Annotated in this window: 21 protein-coding genes; 12 read left to right on the plus strand and 9 right to left on the minus strand. The window is 69.8% G+C overall.

The genetic code is table 11. The features are described from left to right. Window positions 1-21: 21 nt before the first annotated feature. On the minus strand, window positions 22-1,203 hold the full coding sequence (locus ACSQ1L_RS07260; RefSeq protein WP_435993428.1) for a citrate/2-methylcitrate synthase: 1,182 nt from the start codon (window positions 1,201-1,203) through the stop codon (window positions 22-24). A 129-nt stretch (window positions 1,204-1,332) separates the two neighbouring features. On the opposite strand from ACSQ1L_RS07260, the gene ACSQ1L_RS07265 reads away from it, so the two are divergent. The 3 genes from ACSQ1L_RS07265 (at window position 1,333) to queG (ending at window position 4,165) form a co-directional block, all read left to right on the plus strand. Further along, window positions 1,333-2,265 carry a cation diffusion facilitator family transporter gene (locus tag ACSQ1L_RS07265; protein ID WP_435993669.1) on the plus strand — a complete coding sequence of 311 codons (933 nt, stop codon included), beginning with the start codon at window positions 1,333-1,335 and terminating at the stop codon, window positions 2,263-2,265. A gap of 69 nt (window positions 2,266-2,334) precedes the next feature. Beyond that, window positions 2,335-3,018: an FtsZ-binding protein FzlA gene (gene fzlA, locus ACSQ1L_RS07270; RefSeq protein WP_435993429.1), complete on the plus strand. Its 684-nt coding sequence runs from the start codon at window positions 2,335-2,337 to the stop codon at window positions 3,016-3,018. A 25-nt stretch (window positions 3,019-3,043) separates the two neighbouring features. After that, window positions 3,044-4,165: a tRNA epoxyqueuosine(34) reductase QueG gene (queG, locus tag ACSQ1L_RS07275; protein WP_435993431.1), complete on the plus strand. Its 1,122-nt coding sequence runs from the start codon at window positions 3,044-3,046 to the stop codon at window positions 4,163-4,165. Here queG and ACSQ1L_RS07280 read toward each other — a convergent pair. Both ACSQ1L_RS07280 and ACSQ1L_RS07285 read right to left on the minus strand, forming a co-directional pair. Next, entirely contained in the window at window positions 4,156-4,956 is an 801-nt protein-coding gene (locus ACSQ1L_RS07280) for an NlpC/P60 family protein (RefSeq protein ID WP_435993433.1), read from the minus strand. The genes queG and ACSQ1L_RS07280 overlap by 10 nt on opposite strands. Before the next feature lie 87 nt (window positions 4,957-5,043). Continuing rightward, window positions 5,044-6,423, minus strand: coding sequence for a leucyl aminopeptidase family protein (locus ACSQ1L_RS07285; protein WP_435993435.1), 1,380 nt, complete (start codon window positions 6,421-6,423; stop codon window positions 5,044-5,046). Between the two features lie 95 nt (window positions 6,424-6,518). Here ACSQ1L_RS07285 and ACSQ1L_RS07290 point away from each other — a divergent pair, with 95 nt between their 5' ends. The 4 genes from ACSQ1L_RS07290 to thrS all read left to right on the plus strand — a co-directional run bounded on the left by ACSQ1L_RS07290 (window position 6,519) and on the right by thrS (window position 10,102). Continuing rightward, window positions 6,519-7,331 carry a tetratricopeptide repeat protein gene (locus ACSQ1L_RS07290; protein ID WP_435993437.1) on the plus strand — a complete coding sequence of 271 codons (813 nt, stop codon included), beginning with the start codon at window positions 6,519-6,521 and terminating at the stop codon, window positions 7,329-7,331. 47 nt (window positions 7,332-7,378) lie between these two features. Beyond that, on the plus strand, window positions 7,379-7,849 hold the full coding sequence (locus ACSQ1L_RS07295; RefSeq protein ID WP_435993439.1) for an iron-sulfur cluster assembly scaffold protein: 471 nt from the start codon (window positions 7,379-7,381) through the stop codon (window positions 7,847-7,849). Between the two features lie 79 nt (window positions 7,850-7,928). Further along, window positions 7,929-8,180 (plus strand): membrane protein insertion efficiency factor YidD, encoded by a 252-nt coding sequence (gene yidD / locus ACSQ1L_RS07300; RefSeq protein ID WP_435993441.1) that lies wholly within the window; start codon window positions 7,929-7,931, stop codon window positions 8,178-8,180. Next, window positions 8,177-10,102: a threonine--tRNA ligase gene (thrS, locus tag ACSQ1L_RS07305; RefSeq protein WP_435993443.1), complete on the plus strand. Its 1,926-nt coding sequence runs from the start codon at window positions 8,177-8,179 to the stop codon at window positions 10,100-10,102. The genes yidD and thrS overlap by 4 nt, the downstream gene beginning before the upstream one ends. A gap of 75 nt (window positions 10,103-10,177) precedes the next feature. Here the strand turns inward: thrS and phnE are convergent, their stop codons facing one another. From phnE to phnC, 3 genes are read right to left on the minus strand one after another with little or no spacing between them, the layout of a single operon-like run. Further along, entirely contained in the window at window positions 10,178-10,936 is a 759-nt protein-coding gene (gene phnE, locus ACSQ1L_RS07310) for a phosphonate ABC transporter, permease protein PhnE (RefSeq protein ID WP_435993671.1), read from the minus strand. A gap of 56 nt (window positions 10,937-10,992) precedes the next feature. Next, window positions 10,993-11,991 carry a phosphate/phosphite/phosphonate ABC transporter substrate-binding protein gene (gene phnD / locus ACSQ1L_RS07315; protein ID WP_435993445.1) on the minus strand — a complete coding sequence of 333 codons (999 nt, stop codon included), beginning with the start codon at window positions 11,989-11,991 and terminating at the stop codon, window positions 10,993-10,995. Continuing rightward, entirely contained in the window at window positions 11,988-12,785 is a 798-nt protein-coding gene (gene phnC / locus ACSQ1L_RS07320) for a phosphonate ABC transporter ATP-binding protein (protein ID WP_435993447.1), read from the minus strand. Before phnC ends, phnD begins: the two co-directional genes overlap by 4 nt. Window positions 12,786-13,081: 296 nt before the next feature. On the opposite strand from phnC, the gene ACSQ1L_RS07325 reads away from it, so the two are divergent. From ACSQ1L_RS07325 to ACSQ1L_RS07345, 5 genes are all read left to right on the plus strand, one after another. Beyond that, window positions 13,082-14,347: a type III PLP-dependent enzyme gene (locus ACSQ1L_RS07325; protein ID WP_435993449.1), complete on the plus strand. Its 1,266-nt coding sequence runs from the start codon at window positions 13,082-13,084 to the stop codon at window positions 14,345-14,347. A gap of 99 nt (window positions 14,348-14,446) precedes the next feature. Further along, window positions 14,447-15,499, plus strand: a complete 1,053-nt coding sequence (locus tag ACSQ1L_RS07330) for a 1,9-bis(guanidino)-5-aza-nonane synthase (protein WP_435993451.1) — start codon at window positions 14,447-14,449, stop codon at window positions 15,497-15,499. Between the two features lie 141 nt (window positions 15,500-15,640). Then, entirely contained in the window at window positions 15,641-16,012 is a 372-nt protein-coding gene (locus ACSQ1L_RS07335) for a ribonuclease (RefSeq protein ID WP_435993453.1), read from the plus strand. A gap of 109 nt (window positions 16,013-16,121) precedes the next feature. Beyond that, window positions 16,122-16,631 carry a hypothetical protein gene (locus ACSQ1L_RS07340; RefSeq protein ID WP_435993455.1) on the plus strand — a complete coding sequence of 170 codons (510 nt, stop codon included), beginning with the start codon at window positions 16,122-16,124 and terminating at the stop codon, window positions 16,629-16,631. Further along, entirely contained in the window at window positions 16,628-17,398 is a 771-nt protein-coding gene (locus ACSQ1L_RS07345; RefSeq protein ID WP_435993457.1) for a PA-phosphatase, read from the plus strand. Before ACSQ1L_RS07340 ends, ACSQ1L_RS07345 begins: the two co-directional genes overlap by 4 nt. Here ACSQ1L_RS07345 and aguB read toward each other — a convergent pair. The 3 genes from aguB to ACSQ1L_RS07360 form a co-directional block, all read right to left on the minus strand. Continuing rightward, window positions 17,379-18,248, minus strand: coding sequence for an N-carbamoylputrescine amidase (aguB, locus tag ACSQ1L_RS07350; RefSeq protein WP_435993459.1), 870 nt, complete (start codon window positions 18,246-18,248; stop codon window positions 17,379-17,381). The genes ACSQ1L_RS07345 and aguB overlap by 20 nt on opposite strands. Then, the gene (locus ACSQ1L_RS07355; protein WP_435993461.1) at window positions 18,248-19,249 is read right to left on the minus strand and encodes an agmatine deiminase family protein; all 1,002 of its coding nucleotides are present in this window, start codon (window positions 19,247-19,249) and stop codon (window positions 18,248-18,250) included. The genes aguB and ACSQ1L_RS07355 overlap by 1 nt, the downstream gene beginning before the upstream one ends. 177 nt (window positions 19,250-19,426) lie before the next feature. Then, complete coding sequence (locus tag ACSQ1L_RS07360) at window positions 19,427-21,802, minus strand: TonB-dependent receptor (RefSeq protein ID WP_435993463.1); 2,376 nt, start codon at window positions 21,800-21,802, stop codon at window positions 19,427-19,429. Window positions 21,803-21,891: the final 89 nt, after the last annotated feature.

The following is a 21,891-nucleotide window of genomic DNA, read 5'->3' on the forward strand; positions in this document are numbered from 1 at the left end:
CCCCGATAAGGATCAGGCGGATCAGTTCGCGCCCGGTTCGGGACCCACATAGCGCAGCCGCCCCCGGATAGGCGAGCCGTTCGTGGTCTGGTCGAGCGCATGGGCCAGCAGTCCGGCCAGCCGGCCGATCATCAGCAGGTCGGCGGCGGCCTCGCGCGGCAACTCCAGCCGGCGGGTGACGGCGACGAGGGCCAGGCCGAAGGTCGGGGCGCGGCCGGTCATCTCCCGGCCCTCACGCATGGCGCGGGTGAGATCCGGCGGGAGGTCCGCGACCGCCAACAGGGCCGCGGCGCGGGGATCGCCGCCGGGCCAGGCCGGATCGCCGAACCCGGACAACGCCCCTGCCTCGTGCGCCCGCCGGGCGGCGTCGACCGCCTGGCGGCGGACCGCGAGGACCCAGGCGGACTCCCGGGCCAGGTCGACGATGAGGCTGGAACCGGTCAGCACCGCCAGGCCGGCGAGGGCCGCGCCGGCGGGGGACGCGCCGCCGACGGCGGCCGTCCTCGTCGCCATGGCGGCCGCATCCAGGCCGTCGTCGCCCGACAGGACCAGGGCGCGGCGAACCAGATGGGCGTCGCGCTCCTGCACCTTCCACGCCCGCGCCAGCCGCTGGTGCAGGAACAGCCGCGGCCCGGGGCCGGCGACGGCGTCGACCGCCTCGTCCAGCACCCGGGCGCATTCGATACGCAGCGCCTCGGCGGGCCGCACCTTGAGTTCGGCGTCCTCTTCCGCCCGACGGGCCAGGGCGGCGAACACCCGGCCGCGCGCCGAGGGACCGGGCGTGGCGCCGACGCGCGGCCGCACCTCGGCGAAGGGATTGACCGAGCGGGCGTCCCACATCAGCCGCGCCACATCCTCCAACGTGGCCGCCTCGGCCAGCTGGACGGCGTCCATGCCGCGATAGAACAGCCGGCCGTGGACGCTCATCGACACCGACGACCGAACCTCGACGGTGGAGGTTTCCGCCTCCTCGGGCGGCGGCAGCCATTGGCCGATGTCGCCGGTTTCCGGCTCGTCGCCGCTCAGCCGGACGATGTCGGACACCGCATAGAGGCTGCGGCGCGGGTCCTCGGGGTCGGGGCGGGCGGTGATGCGGCCGCGGCTGACATAGGCGTACAGGGTCTGGGCCTTGACCCCCAACCGGGCCAGAGCCTCGCCGCGTCCGATCCAGCGGTCGGCCTGCGATGCCGTCCCTGCCGACATGTCGCCTCCGAAAACCATGAACCAGCGTCCATGGCGCGCGCAGTCTGGGACCATTTCGTGACGATGACGCTAACGCCGAAACCCGAGGCGAGTCTTGGCGCCGCCGACGCTTTCCGCGACAAGACGGCGATGACCACGACCACCCTCGACGACGTTCATCTGGCCACCCGCGACGTGACGCGGCTGTCCGTCGGCGTGGCGCTGGTCCTGATTTCGCTGAAGGCGTTCGCCCTGGGCGCCTCGGGATCGGTGGCCATCCTCGCCTCGCTGGCGGATTCGGCGCTGGATCTGGTGGCGTCGCTGGTGACCTACTTCGCCGTACGCTGGGCGGCCGCGCCGCCGGACGCCGAGCACCGCTACGGCCACGGCAAGGGCGAGGCGATGGCCGCGCTGGTGCAGGCCGGTCTGGTCTTCGCCTCGGCCCTGTTCATCGGCTGGACGGCGATCCAGCGCACCTTTGATCCGCGCCCGGTGACGGCCGGCTCCTGGGCCGTCATGGTCGTGCTGATCTCGATCGCCCTGACCGGCTGGCTGGTGTGGATGCAGGACCGGGCCATCCGGCGCAGCGGCTCGATGGCGGTCAAGGCCGACCGCGCCCATTACGCCGCCGACATGGCCGCCAACGCGGTGGTGCTGATCGGCGTGGTGTCGGGCGCCTTCCTGGCCGCGCCGGGACTGGACGCGGCGGCGGGCCTGATCGTCGCCGTCTGGCTGTTCTGGGGCGCGCTGGGCCTGCTTCGGGAGGCGGCGGACCATTTGCTGGATCGCGCCGTGTCTGACGCCGACCGCATCGCCATCACCACCGCCGTGCTCGCCGACCCCCGCATCTCCGGCGTGCATCAGTTGCGCAGCCGCGCGGCCGGGCCCGTGACCATGATCCAGATGCACGTCGACCTCGAACCCGACCTGACGCTGGCGCAGGCCCACGGCATCATCGTCGAGGCCGAGCAGCGGCTGCTGGAGGCCTTTCCCCGCGCCGACATCCTCATCCACCCCGATCCGAGGGGGCGGCCGGCGCCGGCCGTCGAGGCCCAGGCAGGGACCGTGGGCAAGCGAAAATAGTGTCCGGGCGGCCGGTGGCCGGCCCATAGCTAACGCAGGCTTAACGCCCTCGGGCGCATGGATCAGCGCATGTCGGCCTGCGTCCTGTATCATTTTCCCTTCGATCCCGGCTCCCGCGCCGCGCGGCTGGCGTTGGGCGAGGCCAGGGTCGAGTTCACCGACACCCTGGTCCGGCCCTGGGAGGACGGCTGCCCGGTCGCGACGCTGAACCCCTCTGGCATGCCGCCGGTGCTTCAGGTCAACGAGGCGGGGCGGGCCCTGACCCTGTGCGAACCCGCCGCCATCCTCGGCTGGCTGGAGGATCGTTCGAAAGAGCCCTTCCTGATGCCGACGGACGCCGCCGAGCGGGCCGAGACCCGGCGTCTGGTGAGCTGGTTCGACCGCCGCTTCAACGACGAGGTCGACGCGGTCCTGCTGCATGAGCGAATGGAGAAGCCCCTGCTGCGGCTGGGTCCGCCGGAGGCGCGCGCGCTGCGCGCCGGACGCGAGGCGCTGAAGGCGCACCTCGGCATGATGGAAGCCCTGCTGGCGACCCGGGACGCCCTGGCGGGACGCCGGCTGACGCAGGCGGACATCGTCGCCGCAGCGCACCTGTCGGTGCTCGACTATTTCGGCGAGGTGGCCTGGGCGGCGTATCCCGCGGTGAAGACCTGGTACATGAAGTTGAAATCGCGGCCCTGCTTCCGCCCCCTGCTGGCGGACCGGTTCCCGGGGGTCCAGCCCTCCGCCTGGTATCACGACCTCGACTTCTGAGCGCCGAGGCGTCAGGACGACGCGCATGGCGGCCGACATCCGCATTTTCATCCGCGAGCGCGCGTCAGCCCTGGGCTTCGACGTGTGCCGGTTCGCGTCGGCCTCGGAGCCATGGAGCGCGGGCGAGCGGCTGGCGCATTTCGTCGGCGCCGGGCGGCACGGCGACATGGGCTGGATGGAGACCACGCTGGAGCGGCGGGCCCATCCGACCGCCATGTGGCCGGAGGCGAAGACCGCCATCGTTCTGGGGCTGAACTACGGGCCGGGGCGCGATCCCCTGCCGGAGCTGGACGACGCCTCGGCAGGCTATATCTCGGTCTATGCGCGGGGCGACGACTATCACGAGCTGATCAAGGGCCGGCTCAAGACGCTGGCGGGACAGATCGCGGCGCGGACCGGCGAAGAGATCAAGGTCTTCGTCGACACCGCGCCGTTGATGGAGAAGCCGCTGGCGCAGCGGGCGGGCGTCGGCTGGCAGGGCAAACACACCAACCTGCTGTCGCGGAGCCGGGGCAACTGGCTGTTCCTGGGCGTGATCCTCAGCGCCGCCGAGCTGGAGCCGGATGCGCCCGAAACTGAGCATTGCGGGGCCTGCACCGCCTGTCTGGACGTCTGCCCCACGAAGGCGTTTCCGGCGCCGTTCCAACTCGATGCGCGGCGCTGCCTGTCCTACCTGACCATCGAGTTCGCCGGGCCGTGGCCGGTGGAATTCCGGGCGATGACCGGCTCGCGCATCTACGGCTGCGACGACTGTCTGGCCATCTGTCCGTGGAACAAGTTCGCGGTGAGCTCGCACGAGGCGCGGGTGCAGGCGCGCGACACGCTGGTGTCGCCGAGGCTGGCCGATCTGGCGGCGCTGGACGACGCCGCCTTCCGGACGCTGTTCGCAAAGAGCCCGGTCAAGCGGATCGGGCGGGACCGGTTCACGCGCAACGTCCTCTACGCCATCGGCAACAGCGGCGACCCGGCCCTGGTCGAGGCCGCGCGCGCCTTGCTGGACGATTCCTCGCCGCTGGTGCGGGGGGCGGCGGTCTGGGCGCTGTCGAGGCTGATGGACGAGACGGCGTTCGCGGGGCTGCGGGCGGAGCGGCTGCGGGACGAGGCGGACGCCTCGGTGCGGACCGAGTGGACCGGCGATCAGGCCTGAAGGCGGCGGAAGACCGGGGCGTCGAACCCGGCGGCGCGGTAGCGGGCGTCGGCCTCCGCGAAGGCCTCGACGACCACGGCGCCGTGGTGGCCGGTGGCGTGAATCACCCGGTCCGGGTCGAGCATGAAGGCCGAATGGCCGGTCCAGCTGTGGTCGCCCGGGGGCGAGAGCCAGACGACGAGATCGCCGCGGCGCGCCGACGGACGATGGACGGGCTCGCCGAGTTCGGCCTGCTGGTCGGCGTAACGCGGGCCGGCGAGGCCGCAGGCGTAGAGGGCCTGCTGGATCAGGCCGGAGCAGTCGGTGGCGGTCGAGCTGCGGGCCCCGAGGCTGTGGGGCACGCCGAGCAGGCGCTCAGCCACCGCGACGGGATCGCTCTCGAAGGCGCCGATCGGGGCGAGGTCATCAGGCGACACATCGGCCGTGCCGGCGACGAGGGCGTTGAGCGGGAGGGCGGCGGCGATGGCGGCGACGCGGTGGGTCGGCAGGCGGGCGCCCGGCTTCAGGGCCGAGGCGGAGATCCAGCCGACCAGGCCGTCGCGGCGGGCGCGGCCCCACAGGCGATCGCCCTTCTGGTCCAGCACGTCGAAGGCCTCGCCGAAGATCAGCTGATCGATGCGCTCGGAGGCGGGGTCGGCCTCGGCGTGGATGTCGGCGAGGGGCACGGCGGCGTGCATGGGCCGGGCCGGGCGGAAAGTCCGGGCGCGCACGAGGCCTTCCAGCGCCTGCTCGGCCAGATCGGGCCGCGCGAGCGTGGTGCGAGGGTCAAGCGTGGCGGCGGCTAAGGTCAAGCGAGGCTCGTCCGGTTGAGACGACAGAATGATCCGATATGCCGAAAAGGCCGTTAACGAACGAAGGCTTTATCGTGGCGCGGGCGATCACCGGTATCTGCGGGAGAGCATTTCGAAACAGGCGCGCAGGCCCTGCGCCTCGCCGCCTTCGGGCCGCCCGGGCTGGGCGCGCGGGTTCCAGGCGAAGATGTCCATGTGCGCCCATGACCCGGTCGTGGGGGCGAATTTCTGCAGGAAGAGGGCGGCGGTGATCGAACCCGCCTGGGCCCAGGCGGCGGAATCGTTGCGCACGTCGGCGATCTCCGTCTCCAGCGCCGCGCGGTAGCCGGGCCACAGCGGCATGCGCCACAGCGGGTCGGCGACGCCGCGCGCGGCCTCGAGCAGATCGGCGGCCAGCGCCTCGTCGTCGGTGTAGAGCGGCGGCAGGTCCGGCCCCAGGGCGACGCGGGCGGCCCCGGTCAGGGTCGCGAAGTCGAGGGTCAGGTCGGGCGCATGCTCGCCGGCCCGGGTCAGGATGTCGGCGAGGATCAGCCGCCCTTCGGCGTCGGTGTTGCCGACCTCGATGGTCAGGCCCTTGCGGCTGCCGAGGATGTCCCCTGGCCGGAAGGCGTCGGCCGAGATGGCGTTCTCGACGGCGGCGACCAGCACCACCAGCCGAACCGGCAGGTCGGCCTGCATGACCAGCCGGCCGAGCGCCAGGGCGTGGGCCGATCCGCCCATGTCCTTCTTCATATTGCGCATGCCGGTCGCGGGCTTGATGTCGAGACCGCCGGAGTCGAAGACCACGCCCTTGCCGACCAGGGCCACCAGCGGCAGCTCGGCGCGGTCCAGCTTCCAGCCGATCTCGAGGACCCGCGGGGCCCTGTGCGGCGCGGCGGCGCGGCCGACGGCGTGGACGGCCGGGTAGTTGTCCTCCAGCAGGGCGTCGCCGGTGGTGACGGTCAGGGACGCCCCCGCCGCCTCGGCGATCTCGCGGGCGATGGTCTCGATCTGCAGCGGCCCCATGTCGGCCGCCGGCGTGTCGACCATCTCGCGGGCCAGGGCGCAGGCGGCGGCGATCCGCAGGGTGGCGGCGACGTCCACATCCGCTCCGACGGCCAGTCGGGCGGCGCGGGAAGGCCGCGCCTTGTAGCGGTCGAAGCGGTAGGCCCCGAGGGCGAAGGCCAGGGCGGCCCGCGCGGCGTCCCCGGCCTCGAGGCCCTCGAGCCGCCACAGGCCCTCGGGCAGCCGGACCGGCAGGGCGCGGGCGCTCATCGGGTCGAAGGTGTCTCCGGCGCCCAGCAAAGCGGCCGCGATCGCGCCGTCGGCGCCGGGCAGCAGAAGCACCTGACCCGCCTTGCCGGTGAAATCATGGGCGCGGGCCCAGGCCGCCTCGGCGCCGTCGAGCGGGGCGTCCTTCATCACGATCCGGACCGGAAGGGCGCCCTCGCCGTCGGTGGTGAGCAGGTCGGGGTGGAGGACGGACATCGCAGGCGGCCTTTCCGGCCGCGAACGGGCCGATCTTAACCAAGGATTGACGCGAAGAGCCGAGTCTGGAGCCCGAACCTTCCGGAGCGCCTTCCATGTCGCGCACGACCGCCCGCATCGCAACCATCGCCCTGTTCGTCGCGCCCCTGGCGGCGCTCGGGAGCCCCGCCCTGGCGCAGACCGCCCCCGCCGCGGAACCGGCCGCAGCGACGCGGGCGCCCGCCACCGCCGAGGCGCGCGCCGCCTATGACCGGGCCGACCCGCTGAGCCGCTCGCTGTTCTGGACCGAGCAGGCCGAAATCAATCCGCTCGACCCCGCCGCCGGGGTCAAGGCGGCGCAGGCGCTGCGCGAACTGGGCCGGTACGACCAGGCCGTCGAGATGGCCGAGCGGATCCTGCTGGTCCAGCCGGGCAATGTCGAAGCCATGCTGGAAGTCGGCCGGAGCCATATCGCCCGGGGGCAGGCCTTCTACGGCGTCGCCGCGCTGGAGCGGGCGCGGGAGGCGCGGCCGGACGACTGGCGGGCCTGGTCGCTGCTGGGCACCGCCTATGAGCAGGTGCGCCGGTCGCAGGACGCCCAGACAGCCTGGGCCCAGGCGCTGGCGCTGTCGCCCGACAATCCCGATGTGCTGACCAATATGGCGATCTCGGCCATGACGCGCGGCGACACCGCGACGGCCGAGCCGCTGCTGCGCCGCGCCGTCGCCCAGCCCGGAGCCTCGCTCAAGGTCCGGCTGAACCTGGCCATGGCCCTGGGCCTGAACGGCAAGATGGCCGAGGCCGAGGCGATGATGCGCCGCGACCTGCCGCCGGACGCCGCCGACCGCAACCTGGCCTGGCTGCGGGCGCGAACCGGATCGGCCGCCGCCGACCAGGCCCGGACCTGGGGCTCGCTGCAAGGAAGCTGAGCGCGCGAACCCTTCCCGTTCGGGCCCGCCCCGCCTATCTTCAGCCCATGATCGACGAGCTCTACAGCGCGCGCATCCTCAAGCTCGCGGCCAATATGCCGCACAGCGGACGGCTGGCCGCGCCGCAGGGCACGGGCGAGCGCGTCGCCAAGCTGTGCGGATCGAAGGCGGTCGTGGACGTGACGCTGGACGACGACGGCCGGATCGCCGCCTTCGCACAGGATGTGAAGGCCTGCGCCCTCGGCCAGGCCGCGGCGGGCGTGCTGGGCGAGAGCGTCATCGGCGCCTCGGCCGAAGAAATCGCGGCGACGCGGGACGCCATGGCCGCCATGCTCAAGGCCGGCGGCGAGGGTCCCGAGGGCCGGTTCGAGGGCCTGCGGGCGCTGAAGCTGGTCGCCGACTATCCGGCGCGCCACGCCTCGACCATGGTGGCCATCGAGGCGACGCTGGACGCGGTGCGTCAGGCGCTCGCCCGCAGGAGCCCCGACACACGAACTAGCCTCGCCGGCGCGGCCTGAAGGCCTGCCGTCGGCCTGCCGCTTCGCTGCTTGAGGCCGTGTTGCCCCCGCCGTCTTTGCGAGGGATAAGCGCGGCGACATGGCACCCGGCGGTAATCTCTACGAACGCGGCGTCCGGCTGGCCCATCGCGGCTACAAGCTGACGCTGTCTCCCCTGATCGGGCAGCAGTGCCGGTTCCTGCCGACCTGCTCCGACTACGGCCGGGACGCGCTGATCCAGCACGGACCGATCAAGGGGGGATGGCTCACCGTCCGGCGCCTCTGCAAATGCCATCCTCTCGGCAAATCGGGCTATGACCCGGTTCCGCCGCCTGCAAAGACTGAACGATGATCGAACTGAAATTCCCCGACGGCGCGAGCCGCGAATACCCCGACGGCGCCACGGGCCGCGACGTCGCCGCCTCCATCTCGCCCTCGCTGGCCAAGCGCGCCGCCTTGGTCGAGATCAACGGCCAGCAGCGCGACCTCGACCGCCCGCTGGAAAGCGGCGGCGACTTCAAGCTGATCATGCGCGACGACCCGGCGGCGCTGGAAACCATCCGCCACGACGCGGCGCACATCCTCGCCCAGGCGGTGCAGGAGTTGTTCCCCGGCACCCAGGTGACCATCGGCCCGGCCATCGAGGACGGCTTCTACTACGACTTCTTCCGCGAGGAGCCGTTCTCGACCGACGACTTCGCCGCCATCGAGAAGAAGATGGCCGAGATCGTCGACCGCGACGAGAAGCTGGTCCGTGAGGTCTGGGACCGCGACGAGGCCATCAAGCTGTTCGAGGGCAAGGGCGAGACCTTCAAAGCCGAGCTTATCCGCGACCTGCCGGGCACGGAGACGATCACCACCTACCGCACCGGCGACTGGGTCGACCTGTGCCGCGGGCCGCACTTCCCGTCGACGAAGTTCGTCGGCAAGGCCTTCAAGCTGACCAAGCTGGCCGGCGCCTACTGGCGGGGCGACCACCGCAATCCGCAGCTGCAGCGCATCTACGCCACCGCCTGGGCCTCGAAGGAGGACCTCGACGCCTATCTGCTGCGCGTCGAGGAGGCCGAGAAGCGGGACCATCGCAAGATCGGCCGGGCGATGGAGCTCTTCCACATGCAGGAAGAGGGCCGGGGCATGGTGTTCTGGCATCCGAAGGGCTGGATGCTGTGGCAGGTCATCGAGGCCTATATGCGCCGCCGCCTCGACGCCGCCGGCTATGTCGAGGTGAAGACGCCCCAGGTCCTGGACCGGAAATTCTGGGAGGCCTCGGGCCACTGGGAGAAATACCGGCCCAATATGTTCGTCTGCGAGACGGTCGAGGGCGAGACGCTGTCGCTGAAGCCGATGAACTGCCCGGGCCACGTCCAGATCTTCGACCAGGGCCAGCGGTCGTACCGCGAGCTGCCGTTGCGCATGGCCGAGTTCGGGGCCTGCCACCGCTATGAGCCGTCGGGCGCCCTGCACGGTCTGATGCGGGTGCGCGGCTTCACCCAGGACGACGCCCACATCTTCTGCCGCGAGGACCAGATCGTCGACGAGACGCGCCGGTTCATCGAACTGACGAAGATCGTCCACGCCGATCTCGGCATGGAAACGGCCTACATCAACCTGGCCACCCGCCCGGACGTCCGCGCCGGTTCGGACGAGTTCTGGGACAAGGCCGAAGGCATGCTGGCCGAGGCGGCGGCGGCGGCGGGCGTCGAGCCGGTGATCGCCGAAGGCGACGGCGCCTTCTACGCGCCCAAGCTCGACTTCGTGGTCAAGGACGCCATCGGCCGGGAGTGGACCTGCGGCACGCTGCAGCTCGACTATGTCCTGCCGGAGCGGCTGAATGCCGAATACATCGGCGAGGACGGCCAGAAGCACCGGCCGGTGATGCTGCACCGGGCCATCCTCGGCTCGTTCGAGCGCTTCATCGGCATCATGATCGAGAACTACGCCGGGGCCTTCCCCCTGTGGCTGGCGCCGACCCAGGCGGTGGTGGCGACCATCGTGTCCGAGGCCGACGACTACGCCCGCGAGGTGGTGGCGAAGTTCAAGGCGGCCGGCCTGCGCACCGAGATCGACCTGCGCAACGAGAAGGTCGGCTACAAGGTGCGGGAGCACTCGGTGGGCAAGGTCCCGGTCATCGCCGTGGTCGGCAAGAAGGAGGCCGAAGAGGGCATGGTCGCGATCCGTCGGCTGGGCTCGCAGGCGCAAGAGGTGGTGTCGGTCGAGGCGGCCATCCGGATGCTGACGGAAGAGGCGACGCCGCCGGATTTGCGTCAGGCCTGAGCCGTTCCCCGGAACAGAAAAAAGCCCGCCCTTGCGACGCAGGGGCGGGCTTTTCGTTGAGTCTTCAGTCCGTAATCAGAGCAGCCGTTTGCGCATGGCCTGGGACAGCATGTCGATCAGGGTCACGGCGACGATGATCACGATGACGATGGCCGAGACCGCGCGGAAGTTGAAGGCGTTCATGTTGTCGAACAGGACCTGGCCGATGCCGCCGGCGCCGATCAGACCCAGTACCGTGGCCGAGCGGCTGTTGGACTCGAAGCGGTAGAGGGCGAACGAGGTCCACAGGGGACCGACCTGCGGAATCACGCCCCAGACGATCTCGTGCAGCTTGGATGCGCCGGTGGCGCGGACGCCCTCGACCGGGCCCTTGTCGATCGACTCGACGGCCTCGGAGAACAGCTTGGCCAGCACGCCTGCGGTGTTCAGGGCAATGGCCAGCACACCCGCCGGCGAGCCGAGGCCGACGGCGACGACGAACAGCAGGCCGATCACCAGATCCGGGATCGACCGCAGCATGTTCATCAGCCAGCGCATCGGCGTGACGACCCAGCCCGGGGCGATATTGCGCGCGGCGGCCAAGCCCATCGGAACAGCGGCGAAAACGGCGATAAAGGTGCCCCACAGCGCGATCTGCACCGTCTCCCACATCTTGGTGACGAACAGCTTCCAGTTTGCGAAGTCGGGCCGCAGCAGTTCGCGAGCGAAATTCTGGGTGTGCTCGTTGTTACTGAACAGCTTGGAGACCCTGACCAGCTCGAGCGGAGCGAAGCTGTAGATCAGCAGGGCGGCCACGCCGCCCCAGATCAGGATGTCCAGCGCCCACGCGCCCATCGACTTGGTCGGCGGGTTTGGAATGGCCGTCGCGGCCGGTTTGACGGCGACGTCGGTCAAGGCTGGACCTCGCGCAGGCTGCGCAGGCGCTGCAGTTCGCGTTCGGCGGCGGCGGCGGCGGTCGTGTCGCCTTTCGCCCGCGCCTCGCCCAGTTGTTGGTCGGCCACCATCTCGCGGACAGGATTCAGATAGTTGTCATCGGCGGCGCTGAAGCGGGAATACTCCAGTCCCGCCAACACCCGACGCTGGCGCTCGGCCTCAGGGGTTTCGCCTTGGCCATAGGTCAGGAAGAAGCTGCGAATTTTTTCCTTCAGCGCGGGGTCCAGGTCCTCACGGAGCACGATGCCGCTCTCCGGAATGGGCGGCGACTGCCAGATCTCCTGAATCTGGGCCGCCACCTGGGGGTTCTGCTTGGTCAGGAAGACGGTGTTGACCGTGTTGGACGTGGCGACGTCGAGCACGCCCGCGGCGACCGAGAAGGCGTTCGACTGGTGGTTGGCCGAACGCACGGTCTTGAAGCACTGGGCCGGCGCGATGCCGCGCGGGTTGAACAGAAAGGCCATGGGGGCCAGCGTGCCCGAGGTCGACTGGGCGTCGCCGATGCCGAAGTCGAAGCGTTTGCCGCAGGCGAGGACCTGGTCGAGCGTGATGCCCGAGCCGGTCCGCACGATCAGGGTGGAGTGGTAGCTGTCCATCCCTTCCTTGTTCACCGTACGGGCGATGACCTCGGCGTTGGCGCGGTCGATGGCCTCGATGGCGGGTTTGGCCGAGAACCACGCGACATGGGTCTGCCCACCGCGCATGGCCTCGACCAGCACGGTGTAGTTCGAGCCGAAATAGGGCTTCACCGGCACGCCGATGGCCCTGGACATGTCGTCCAGCAGCGGCTGCCACAGCGGGCCGGCGGAGGCCTGGCCCTCGGCCGACAGGATGGAGAAGGTCAGCTCGGACGGGGTGCCGCCGATCTTGCTGTCGTCACCACCGCCGCACGAGGCGACGCCGAGGGCGAGGGCGGCGACGAGCGCCAGCCGGCGGGTGAAGGTTGGCAGGGTCATGCCTTGGCTTCCCAGAACGCGTCCTCAAACTCGGGACCGTAGATGTCGATAAGCTGTTTGGTGTCCAGGCCGGTGGCGGGCCCATCATAGACGATCCGCCCGGCCTTCAGCGCGATGACGCGATCACAGTAGCGGATCGCGTAGTCGACCTGGTGCAGGGTGACGATGACGCCGAGACCGTCGCGCTGGTTCAGCTCGACCAGCAGCTCCATGACCTTGCGGGCCGAGACCGGGTCCAGCGAGGCGACCGGCTCGTCGGCGAGGATGGCCTGGGCGCCCTGGACGAGCGCCCGGGCGATGGCCCCGCGCTGCTGCTGGCCGCCGGACAGGGTGTTGGCGCGCTGGGCGGCGTAGTCGGAGACGCCCACGCGGTGCAGGGCTTCCATCGCCTTGCGCTTGTCCGCCGCCGGCCAGAGGCCGAGGAAGCCCTTCCACTCGGGGATGCGGCCGAGCGCGCCGAGCATGACGTTGGAGAACAGCGACAGGCGGCCGACCAGGTTGAATTGCTGGAAAATCATGCCGAGCTTCTGGCGCGCGGCGCGGACGGAGCCGGTGGTTCGCCCGTTCTTCTGCACGGTTTCGCCGAAGACCTCGATGACGCCCTTGCCGGCGTCGATGCTCTGCAGGCCGGTGATGGAGCGCAGCAGGGTCGATTTGCCCGAGCCGGACGGGCCGATCAGGGCGACCATTTCGCCGGCCGCGACCTCGACGGACACGCCGTTCAGGGCCTTGCGGGCGCCGAATGTCTTGGACACGTCCCGGACGGACGCGACGGCGGCGGCGGATGCGGTCATGAACAGACTGTCGGCGGTTGCAGGGGCGCGCCGCATGGCCCGAACGGGCCCATCGGGCAAGTCTTAATGGCACGCCCGCGACGATTTCGTCCAGCGTGACGGCGTGAACATCGCCTGCGTCCCGGCGCCGGCGGACCCGTGGAGCGCGCATCCCGGTCGAGGCGCCGTCACGAAAATACCGCTTTACATGACGCCCCGTTATCCCCATATCGCGCTTTCCGGCGGACCCCGTGGTCTAACCGTTAAGCGCTGCTAACGCCGGTCTGGGTTTCACAATCAACAGGGGGTTACGTGAATTGCGCACGTACCAGTTTCCCCTGGACCTGGTCCGTGAGCGGTCCCCTGAGCGTCCCGTCGCCCTCGTGCGGCCGCGTTCGGTTTCCGTAGCGGCGCGCTGGTTCCAGGACAATCTAAAGGCTGACGTCTTCTATGCGGTGAAGGCCAATCCCTCGCGCTGGGTCATCGAGACCCTGGTCGAGGCCGGCGTCACCGGGTTTGATGTCGCATCGCTCGCCGAGGTCGAACTGGTGCGTTCGGTCAGCGCCGACGCGCGCCTGGCCTTCATGCATCCGGTCAAGAGCCGCGGCGCCATCACCCGCGCCTATTTCGAGTTCGGCGTCCGCACCTTCTCGCTCGACAGCCATGACGAACTGGCCAAGATCCTCGACGCCACCGGCGGCGCGGCCGACCTGAACCTGGTCGTGCGCATGGCGGTGTCGGCCGACGGCGCGGCCTATTCCCTGTCGGGCAAGTTCGGCGTGTCGCCGGACCAGGCCCCGTCCCTGCTGCTGGCCACCCGCCAGGCCGTACAGGACGGTCTGATGGGCGTGTCGTTCCATGTCGGTTCGCAGTGCATGCGCCCGTCCGCCTATGAGGCCGCCATGGCCCAGGTCGGCCGCGCCATCACCCGCGCCGGCGTGATCGTCGACATCGTCGATGTCGGCGGCGGCTTCCCCTCGGTCTATCCGGGCATGGTCCCGCCGGACATGAGCGAATACGCCGACGCCATCCACCGCGGCTTCGCCGAGATGCCGGTCACCCACACCACCGAACTGTGGTGCGAGCCCGGCCGGGCGCTGGTCGCCGAAAGCTCGTCGGTGCTGTGCCGGGTCGACCTGCGCAAGGGCGATGCCCTGTACCTGAACGACGGCTCGTACGGCTCGCTGTTCGACGCGACGCACTCGCGCTGGCCCTTCCCGACCAAGCTGGTCCGGGACGGCGCGGCCTCGGCCGACCTGAAGCCGTTCCGCTTCTACGGTCCGACCTGCGACAGCATCGACCACATGCCGGGCCCGTTCTGGCTGCCGGCCGACGTGCAGGAAGGCGACTTCATCGAGATCGGCATGCTCGGCGCCTATGGCGTGGCCATGTCGACCGGCTTCAACGGCTATGGCGAGCACGACCTCGCCGTGGTCGAGGACGCCCCGATGGCTTCGCTGTACGGCCTGGCGCCGCGGTCGATCCCGACGGTTCGCACCTCGGCCGAGGAACAGGCCCGCAAGGTGGTTCGCCTGAGCCGTCCGAAGGGCAAGGCCGGCCAGCGGAAGCAGCGTCGGCGCTAATCTGTCGCTTACGCGTTGTAATCAGCAGCGGCCCGTCGCTCCGTCCGGGCCGCTGTTCTCTTTGACGACGGGCGCTCAAACCAAAGGGAAACCCTTGCAATGAACGCTCCCGTTCAGACCAACCAGAAGGCCCAGCTCCTTCAGAACACCGTCGAACACGTCGACATCACCTCCTTCGACGCCCGTCCGATCATCGACAGCATGCGCAAGATGTCGTTCTCGAGCCGCGACACGGCCCGGGCCGCCGACATCTTCAACATGGCGCTGGAGGACAAGGACTGCTCTCCGTGGCTGATCCTGGCCGGCTCGACCTCGGCCGGCGGCTGCATGCACGTGTACCGCGACATGGTGAAGTTCGGCATGATCGACGCCGTGGTCGCCACCGGCGCCTCGATCGTCGACATGGACTTCTTCGAGGCCCTCGGCTTCAAACACTACCAGGCCGCCGGCGAGGTGGACGACAACGTCCTGCGCGACAACTACATCGACCGGATCTACGACACCTATATCGACGAGGAAGAGCTCCAGGCCTGCGACCACACCATCCTGGAGATCGCCAACCGGCTGGAGCCGCGCGGCTATTCCTCGCGCGAGTTCATCTGGGAGATGGGCAAGTGGCTGTCCGAGGGTAACGCCAAGAAGCCCGGCAGCCTGATCCAGACCGCCTATGAAGAGGGCGTGCCGATCTTCTGCCCGGCCTTCGTCGACTCCTCGGCCGGCTTCGGCCTGGTCAAGCACCAGAAGGAACGGGCCGCCGCCGGCCAGCCCTATATGATGCTGGACGCCATCGCCGACTTCCGCGAACTGACCGACATCAAGATCGCGGCCGGCGTCACCGGCCTGTTCATGGTCGGCGGCGGGGTGCCCAAGAACTTCGCCCAGGACACCGTCGTCTGCGCCGAGATCCTCGGCGTCGAGGCGGAGATGCACCGCTATGCGGTCCAGATCACCGTCGCCGACGTCCGCGACGGGGCCTGCTCGTCGTCGACCCTCAAGGAGGCCGCCTCGTGGGGCAAGGTGCAGACCACGCACGAGCAGATGGTCTTCGCCGAAGCCACCACGGTCGTGCCGCTGATCGGCTCGGACGCCTATCACCGGGGCGCCTGGAAGACCCGCGAGAAGCGCCGCTGGGCCAAACTGTTCGGCAAGTGAGCCGAACGTCAGAACCCTGATGGATGACCGAGGGCCGGGATGCGAATCCCGGCCCTTTTTCCTGTCTCGACGGGCGTCGGCGCCGGCCGCGGGCGGAACCGCTCGCCGGGCGGTTCGCTTACTCCGACGAAGGAGCTCGCCATGACCCAGCAGCAACATCCGCAGCAAACCGAAGACGCCCGCGAGGCCGACGACATGGGCGAAAAGCCTGATCTGGGCCGGACCCCGGACGCTCTCACCGAGGCCGTTTCGGGCAGCGGCATGGGATCCGACACCCGGGCCGGCTCGCTGCAGGGCGGCGCCGCCACGGGGTCGGAGATCGATCCGGACCAGGACCGGATCAACGAGAGCCTCGCCAGCGAAGGGATGCGCTCCGCCGCCGCCCGACCGCCCGCCGGGACCAATCCGGACCAGCCGATCAACAACACCGGCCACGACTTCACCGGCCCGGCCGGCGACCCGGCCGAGGGCAAGCCGGAGGTCGGCGACGAGGCCGACGCCGCCACCGGCTGAATCCCGCGTCATCGACGCCTTGCTCGCGGCGTGAACCCGCCTTGCCGCCGCCGCAGGCATGGGCCACGGTGAAGCCAACGACACAGTCTTTTCAAGGGACGATCCAGGGATGAAGCGCAGTCTTGCGGCCACCGCCGTCATGGGAGCCATGGTTCTGGCCGGGTGTGGGGAACGGGAGCCGGCCGAGGTCGCCCCGGCGGCTGGCGAGGTTGCTGTCGAAGCTGTCGCTCCGGCCGCCGACGCGCCGGCCGGTACAAGACTGGCGCCGCCCGCGGGGGCCGCGACCGCCCGGCCCGCGGCCGAGGGCGCGCCGGCCTTCGCCGTGATCTACCCCGGCGGGACCCCCGGCGGTCCCGCGACCGTCGCCCAGGGGCCTGAGGGGCCCGGCGGAATCGTCACCTTCAGCACCGACGCGACCCCGGCGGCGGTGGTCGCCTTTTATCGCGAGCGCGCCGAGGCGGCCGGTCTGAAGTCGATCAACACGATGAATCGTGGCGACTCGATGGGCTACGCGGCCGGAGACGGGGCCGACGGCCGGGGGCAGTTGCTGAGCGTCGTGGCCACCCGCATCGAAGGCGAGCCGACCAGCGTCCAGCTTTCCTGGACCGCCGGACGATGAAACCGGCGGCCGCCATGGCCGCCTGCGTCCTTCTGGCGGCCTGCGCGACCGCTGGCGCCCCGCCCCCGGTAATCGCCACCCAGGGGTATCTGCCCGCCAGCGAGGTCGCGCCTGTCGCCGACCGGATCGCGAACCTTCGCGCCCCTTTCGAGGAGACGGTCCAGCCGGTCGAGCCCGGCACGGATCGCTGGTGGCTGGCGATCGCCCACGCCGAACTTCGTCCGCCCGAGGCGGCGCAGCATTTCGATTGCGCGCTCGGAACCCGTCTGGCCGCCCGGCCGAGGCCCGCGCTGACGCGACTGATGGCCCGGCTGCTGGCCGACGCCAACGCCCTCACCCGGGAGGCGGCGACAAGACACGGACGCAGCGCCCGCCCCATCGTCCGCAATCCCGGGCTGGAGCCGTGTCAGCGGGTCACGCCGGCGATGCGGGACAGTCCGTCGTACCCGGCGGCCGGGGCGATCGCGGGAACCCTCTACGGCGAGGCCTTCGCCGCGCTCGCGCCGGACCGGGCGGAGCAGGTCCGCCGGATCGGCCGGGAAATCGGCGCGAGCCGCCTGGTCTGCCGGATGAACAGCGCGCCGGACGTCTACGCCGGCGAGCAGGGCGGCCGGGAGCTGTTCCCGCGGATCGCCGCGTCGAACGAATTTCGGGCCGATTTCGACGCGGCGCGGGCCGAAGTGGCCGCCGCCCGGGCCGAGGGCCTGAGCAATCCCTCCTGCGCCGCCGAACGGCGGGCGCTGGGGCTCAGGCCGGACGCGGGCTGACCAGCGAGCCGTACAGGTCCGTCCGGCGATCGCGGAAGAAGCCCCATGCGGCGCGGTGGCGGTCGATGTAGTCGAGGTCGAAGGCGTGAACCAGCACGCCCTCCTCGTCCCGACCCAGGCTCTCGACCAAGTCGCCGCGATGGTCGGCGATGAAGGACGAACCGTAGAAGACCTGGCCGACCTCGGTGGCGTGTTCCGCCCCCGTGCGGTTCGAACCGACGACGGGCACGACGTTCGACACGGCGTGGCCCTGCATGGCGCGGCGCCAGGGATCGGCGGTGTCGAGCTCCTTGTCATGCGGCTCGGAGCCGATGGCGGTCGGATACATCAGCACCTCGGCCCCCTGCAGCATCATCGCCCGCGCGGTTTCCGGATACCACTGGTCCCAACAGATGCCGACGCCGATACGGCCGTGACGGGTGTTCCAGACCTTGAAGCCCGTGTCGCCGGGCCGGAAATAGTATTTCTCCTGATAGCCGGGGCCGTCGGGGATGTGGCTCTTGCGATAGACGCCCATGGCCGAGCCATCGGCGTCGAGCATGACCATGCTGTTGAAATAGTGCGGCCCCTCGCGCTCGAAGATCGACACGGGGATGGCCACGCCCAGTTCGGCGGCGACGGGTTGCAACGCCGTCACGCACGGGTGCTCGCGCCAAGGGTAGGCCGTGGCGAACCACTTCTCTTCCTGGCTGACGCAGAAATACGGCCCCTGGAACAGCTCGGACGGGAGGATCACCTGCGCGCCCTTGCCCGCCGCCTCGCGCACGAAGGCGATGGTCCTGGCGATATTGGCGTCCAAGTCCTCGCCATAGGAGGTCTGGATCGCTGCGACGCTGATCGTTCGGGCCATCAGGCGGGCTCCTGCTGAGTGATGCAGTGGAAGGATCCGCCGCCGGAGAGGATGGCGAGGGACGGCAGCGGGATGATCTCACGATCGGGGAAGACCGTCTTCAAGCCCTGGCAGACGAGATCGGCGGCGCGGGCGTCGCCGTAGGTCGGCACGATCACGGCCCCGTTGGCGATGAGGAAATTCATGTGGCTGGCCGGAATGGGCTTTTCGTCGTCGTCTCCGACGAAGCCGGGTGACGGCAGCGGCAGGACGCGGATCGGCGTCCCCCCGGCATCCGTCATCTCCGACAGCGTCCTCGCCACCTGGGCATAGACCTCGTCGTTGGGGTCGCCCCGGCCCCAGGCGACCGGACAGGCCACGACGCCCGGTGCGACGAAGCGGGCCAGGTTGTCGACATGGCCGTCGGTGTGGTCGTTGAGCAGGCCGTCCCCCAGCCACAGCACCTTGCGGGCCCCGAGCGAGGCGGCGAGCGCGGCTTCGGCCGCGGCTTCGGTCCACCCGGGGTTGCGGTTCGGGTTCAGCAGGCACTGGCGGGTGGTGAGGACCGTCCCCTGCCCGTCATGATCCAGCGCTCCCCCTTCGAGGACGACGTCGTGGCGATCCAGCGCGACGCCGGAGGCCGCGCCGATCTGATCGGCGACGGTGTCGTCGTGTTCGAGCTCGTACTTGCCGCCCCAGCCGTTGAAGCGGAAGGCGGCCGCCGTGCGCGAGCCCTCGCCGAAGATCGGACCCGTGTCGCGCAGCCAGATGTCGCCAAAACGGCCGTCTATGACCTCGACACCGGCGACGTCGACGAATCGCGCGCGCGCGTCGTCCAGCGCCCCGGCCTTGCCGACCAGCAGCTTCACCCGCTCGCGACCCGGGCCGGCCAGCGCGCGCACCAGCGCCTCGACCTCGGCCCGGGCCGGTTCGAGGTTCTCTTCCCACAGTTCGCCATGGCTGGGCCAGCCGACCCACATGGCGCGATGCGGCGACCATTCAGCGGGGACGGGGGTGGTCATGGGCGGATCCGATGAAGGAGACAGAACGGGGCCAGATAGGAGCAGATGGCCCCGGATACAAATGCGGGAGGCTCCAGGATCGCTTCCGGGCCTTCAGAGGGCGCGAAGCGACAGGGCCCAAAAGGAAAGGGGCGGCCCGTTTCCGGACCGCCCCCGAGCCTTAGCCGCGTGCGTCTCTTAGAACGAGGTGCGCACAGTCAGCATCGCGGTGCGCGGCGCGCCGACATCGTAGGTCGCCGGGCGCGGGTCCAGACCGAAGTCCGGGCTGTTGATGTTGCCCAGGTATTCTTCGTCGAACAGGTTGGTGACGTTCAGCTGGATCCACGAGTCTTCCGACCCGAGCGCCGCCAGGTTGTAGCGGACGTCCAGATCCCAGACCTGGTAGGACGGCGCGACTTCCGTGTTGACGTCGTTGGCGAAGCGGTCGTCGACCCACTTGCCTTGCAGGCCGACGTTGAACGAACCGATCTCGTAGTCGGCGCGGACGGCGTACTGCCATTCCGGCGTTTCAACCACTTGCTTGCCCTTGGTCGGAACCACGTCGCCGGGGTTCAGGCCCGGCGCGTCGTCCAGGACTTCCGAGTCGATGTAGCTGGCGCTGGCGTACAGCGTCAGGGCGTCGATCGGCGACCAGCCCACCTGGGCGTCGAAGCCCTGCATCTGGACGTCGCCGATGTTGCGGCTCATCGCGATTTCTTCCTGGTCAACGACGGTCAGGCTGCGGACGATCTTGTCGGTGAAGTCCGTGTGCCAGATCGCGGCCGAGGCGATGATCGACGGCGAGCTGTAGCGGTAGCCCAGGTCGTAGGACTGGGTGGTTTCCGGCTCGGGGCTCGGGATGAACCGGTCGTACAGGTCATCCGTGCGCGGGGCCGAGAAGCCCTTGGCGTAGCTGGCGTAGACCGAATGACCCGCCGCGAACCGCCAGGTGGCGCCCAGGTTCGGCAGCAGATCGTCGTACTCCTTCTCGAACTGACGCGGCACGCCGTAGCGGTTGTTCGGGCTCGAGTTGAGCGGGCCCGAGGCCGGGAACTGCACGGTGCCGTCCGGGTTCACCACCGTCGGCGTCTGGGTGGTGCAGAAGGCGTTGAAGGTGTCGCGCTGGTAGCAGTAGTTGTTCAGCTCACGCTTGAAGAACGGCGCGCGCAGGCCGGCGACGACGTCCACGGCGTCATCCAGGAACGAACCGCGGTACTCGAGCGAGAACTGGTTCAGGATGGCGTGCGACAGGCGGTCCCGGCGTTGCAGGATGGTGCCGTCCGGCAGCTCCACCGCACGGCCGCCACGGCCGCCGAACACGTTCTCCGGGCTGCCGTCGGCGTTGAGATAGCCTTGCTGGCCCGTCTGGCGGTGGCGCCCGAACTCATAGGTGTAGGCGCCGCGCACCTGGTGATCTTCGTTGATGTCCCAGATCAGCGAGCTGGAGACGGTGTAGCGGTGGGTGTTGGTGTTGTTCGGGCGGTACAGGGTCACGCGGTCACCGAAGTCGCCGTCGCCGTTCAGGTCGACGCCGGCGGCGCCCGAGTTGCCGATCAGTTGCAGATCGGTTTCCCGGAAGGTGTTGTTCCCGCCGCCGTTGGCCAGAGTGTACTGGAAGGTCGGGTCGATCGTCAGGCGCAGATTGTCGGCGAGGGTGAAGCGCGACTGGCCGCGGAGGTTGCCGGTGTTCGACGGGTTGATGCCGGTCCGGGGACCGAAAGCGAACCCCCTGTCCTCATAGGCGGTGCCGTCTTCGAACTCTTCCTTGGTCACGCGACGGCCGAAGTCGTTGCGGTTCTCATTGTAGTGGCCGGTCAGGCTGAGGAAGTCGCCGTTGTCGCCCAGCGGCTGATAGATGCGGCCGTTCAGCTGCCATTTTTCCACGCCGCCCGGGCCGTTGTGGTGGGTGTATTCAGCCTGCGAGGCGGAGAACCAGGCGGAGGTGCCCCACGGGCCGAACTCGCCGGTGTCGACCATGCCGAAGAAGCGCATGAAGTCGCTGTTGGCGACCGACGCCTGGGCGGTCAGGCCGAAGTCGCGGCTGGGGCGACGGGTGATCATGTTGATCGTGCCGCCGGCGGCCGAGGCCGTCGGGCTGTCGACGTCGGTCGTGCCGAGGTTCACGGCGACGCTCTGGAGCGTTTCCGGGTCCGGCTGCTGGTTCGAATAGATGGCGTAGTTGCCGGTGTCGTTCAGCGGGATGCCGTCGACGGTCAGCGAAATCCGCGCCGCGTCAAAGCCGCGCATGGTGATGTCGCCGCCCGACGAACCGAAGGCGTCGGCGTTGTTGAAGTTGACGCCCGGAACCATGTTCAGCGAGGCCAGCGGCGTCTGGCCGGCGTTCTGGGTCGCCAGGTATTCCTGGGTGATCGTCGCGCGCGACTTCGGATTGGTCTCGGCGACGATCGCGCCCGCCAGCGAGCGCGGTCCGCGGATGCCGGTGACGACCACCGTCTCGATTTCGGTGGCTTCCACCGTCTGGCTGGCCGTCGACTGAGCGGCGGCGGCGCCGGCGACCAGTAGGCCGCTGCAAAGGGCGGTCGTCGCCCAGAACACGCGTTTGCGGTTCGTCATTGTCATCTATCCCCGATGAAGAAGGGCGCGAACGCCCACCGACCGGCCTCGGCCGGCTGAAATCCCGCTCCCTCTACGGGCCCCATCGG

The organism is Brevundimonas sp. LjRoot202, from assembly GCF_964253355.1.
Taxonomy (GTDB): Bacteria; Pseudomonadota; Alphaproteobacteria; order Caulobacterales; family Caulobacteraceae; genus Brevundimonas.

Coding starts and splice junctions, on each gene's coding strand:
- phnE (WP_435993671.1), bottom strand. CDS start 10,936: ATGGGCGCGTGGGCGCTGGACATCCTGATCTGGGGCGGCGTGGCCGCC.
- queG (WP_435993431.1), top strand. CDS start 3,044: ATGGCGGCCGACATCCGCATTTTCATCCGCGAGCGCGCGTCAGCCCTG.
- aguB (WP_435993459.1), bottom strand. CDS start 18,248: ATGGCCCGAACGATCAGCGTCGCAGCGATCCAGACCTCCTATGGCGAG.
- yidD (WP_435993441.1), top strand. CDS start 7,929: ATGGCACCCGGCGGTAATCTCTACGAACGCGGCGTCCGGCTGGCCCAT.
- ACSQ1L_RS07345 (WP_435993457.1), top strand. CDS start 16,628: ATGAAACCGGCGGCCGCCATGGCCGCCTGCGTCCTTCTGGCGGCCTGC.
- phnC (WP_435993447.1), bottom strand. CDS start 12,785: ATGACCGCATCCGCCGCCGCCGTCGCGTCCGTCCGGGACGTGTCCAAG.
- ACSQ1L_RS07285 (WP_435993435.1), bottom strand. CDS start 6,423: ATGTCCGTCCTCCACCCCGACCTGCTCACCACCGACGGCGAGGGCGCC.
- ACSQ1L_RS07330 (WP_435993451.1), top strand. CDS start 14,447: ATGAACGCTCCCGTTCAGACCAACCAGAAGGCCCAGCTCCTTCAGAAC.
- ACSQ1L_RS07340 (WP_435993455.1), top strand. CDS start 16,122: ATGAAGCGCAGTCTTGCGGCCACCGCCGTCATGGGAGCCATGGTTCTG.
- ACSQ1L_RS07260 (WP_435993428.1), bottom strand. CDS start 1,203: ATGTCGGCAGGGACGGCATCGCAGGCCGACCGCTGGATCGGACGCGGC.
- ACSQ1L_RS07290 (WP_435993437.1), top strand. CDS start 6,519: ATGTCGCGCACGACCGCCCGCATCGCAACCATCGCCCTGTTCGTCGCG.
- ACSQ1L_RS07265 (WP_435993669.1), top strand. CDS start 1,333: ATGACCACGACCACCCTCGACGACGTTCATCTGGCCACCCGCGACGTG.
- ACSQ1L_RS07360 (WP_435993463.1), bottom strand. CDS start 21,802: ATGACGAACCGCAAACGCGTGTTCTGGGCGACGACCGCCCTTTGCAGC.
- fzlA (WP_435993429.1), top strand. CDS start 2,335: ATGTCGGCCTGCGTCCTGTATCATTTTCCCTTCGATCCCGGCTCCCGC.
- phnD (WP_435993445.1), bottom strand. CDS start 11,991: ATGACCCTGCCAACCTTCACCCGCCGGCTGGCGCTCGTCGCCGCCCTC.
- ACSQ1L_RS07295 (WP_435993439.1), top strand. CDS start 7,379: ATGATCGACGAGCTCTACAGCGCGCGCATCCTCAAGCTCGCGGCCAAT.
- ACSQ1L_RS07335 (WP_435993453.1), top strand. CDS start 15,641: ATGACCCAGCAGCAACATCCGCAGCAAACCGAAGACGCCCGCGAGGCC.
- thrS (WP_435993443.1), top strand. CDS start 8,177: ATGATCGAACTGAAATTCCCCGACGGCGCGAGCCGCGAATACCCCGAC.
- ACSQ1L_RS07355 (WP_435993461.1), bottom strand. CDS start 19,249: ATGACCACCCCCGTCCCCGCTGAATGGTCGCCGCATCGCGCCATGTGG.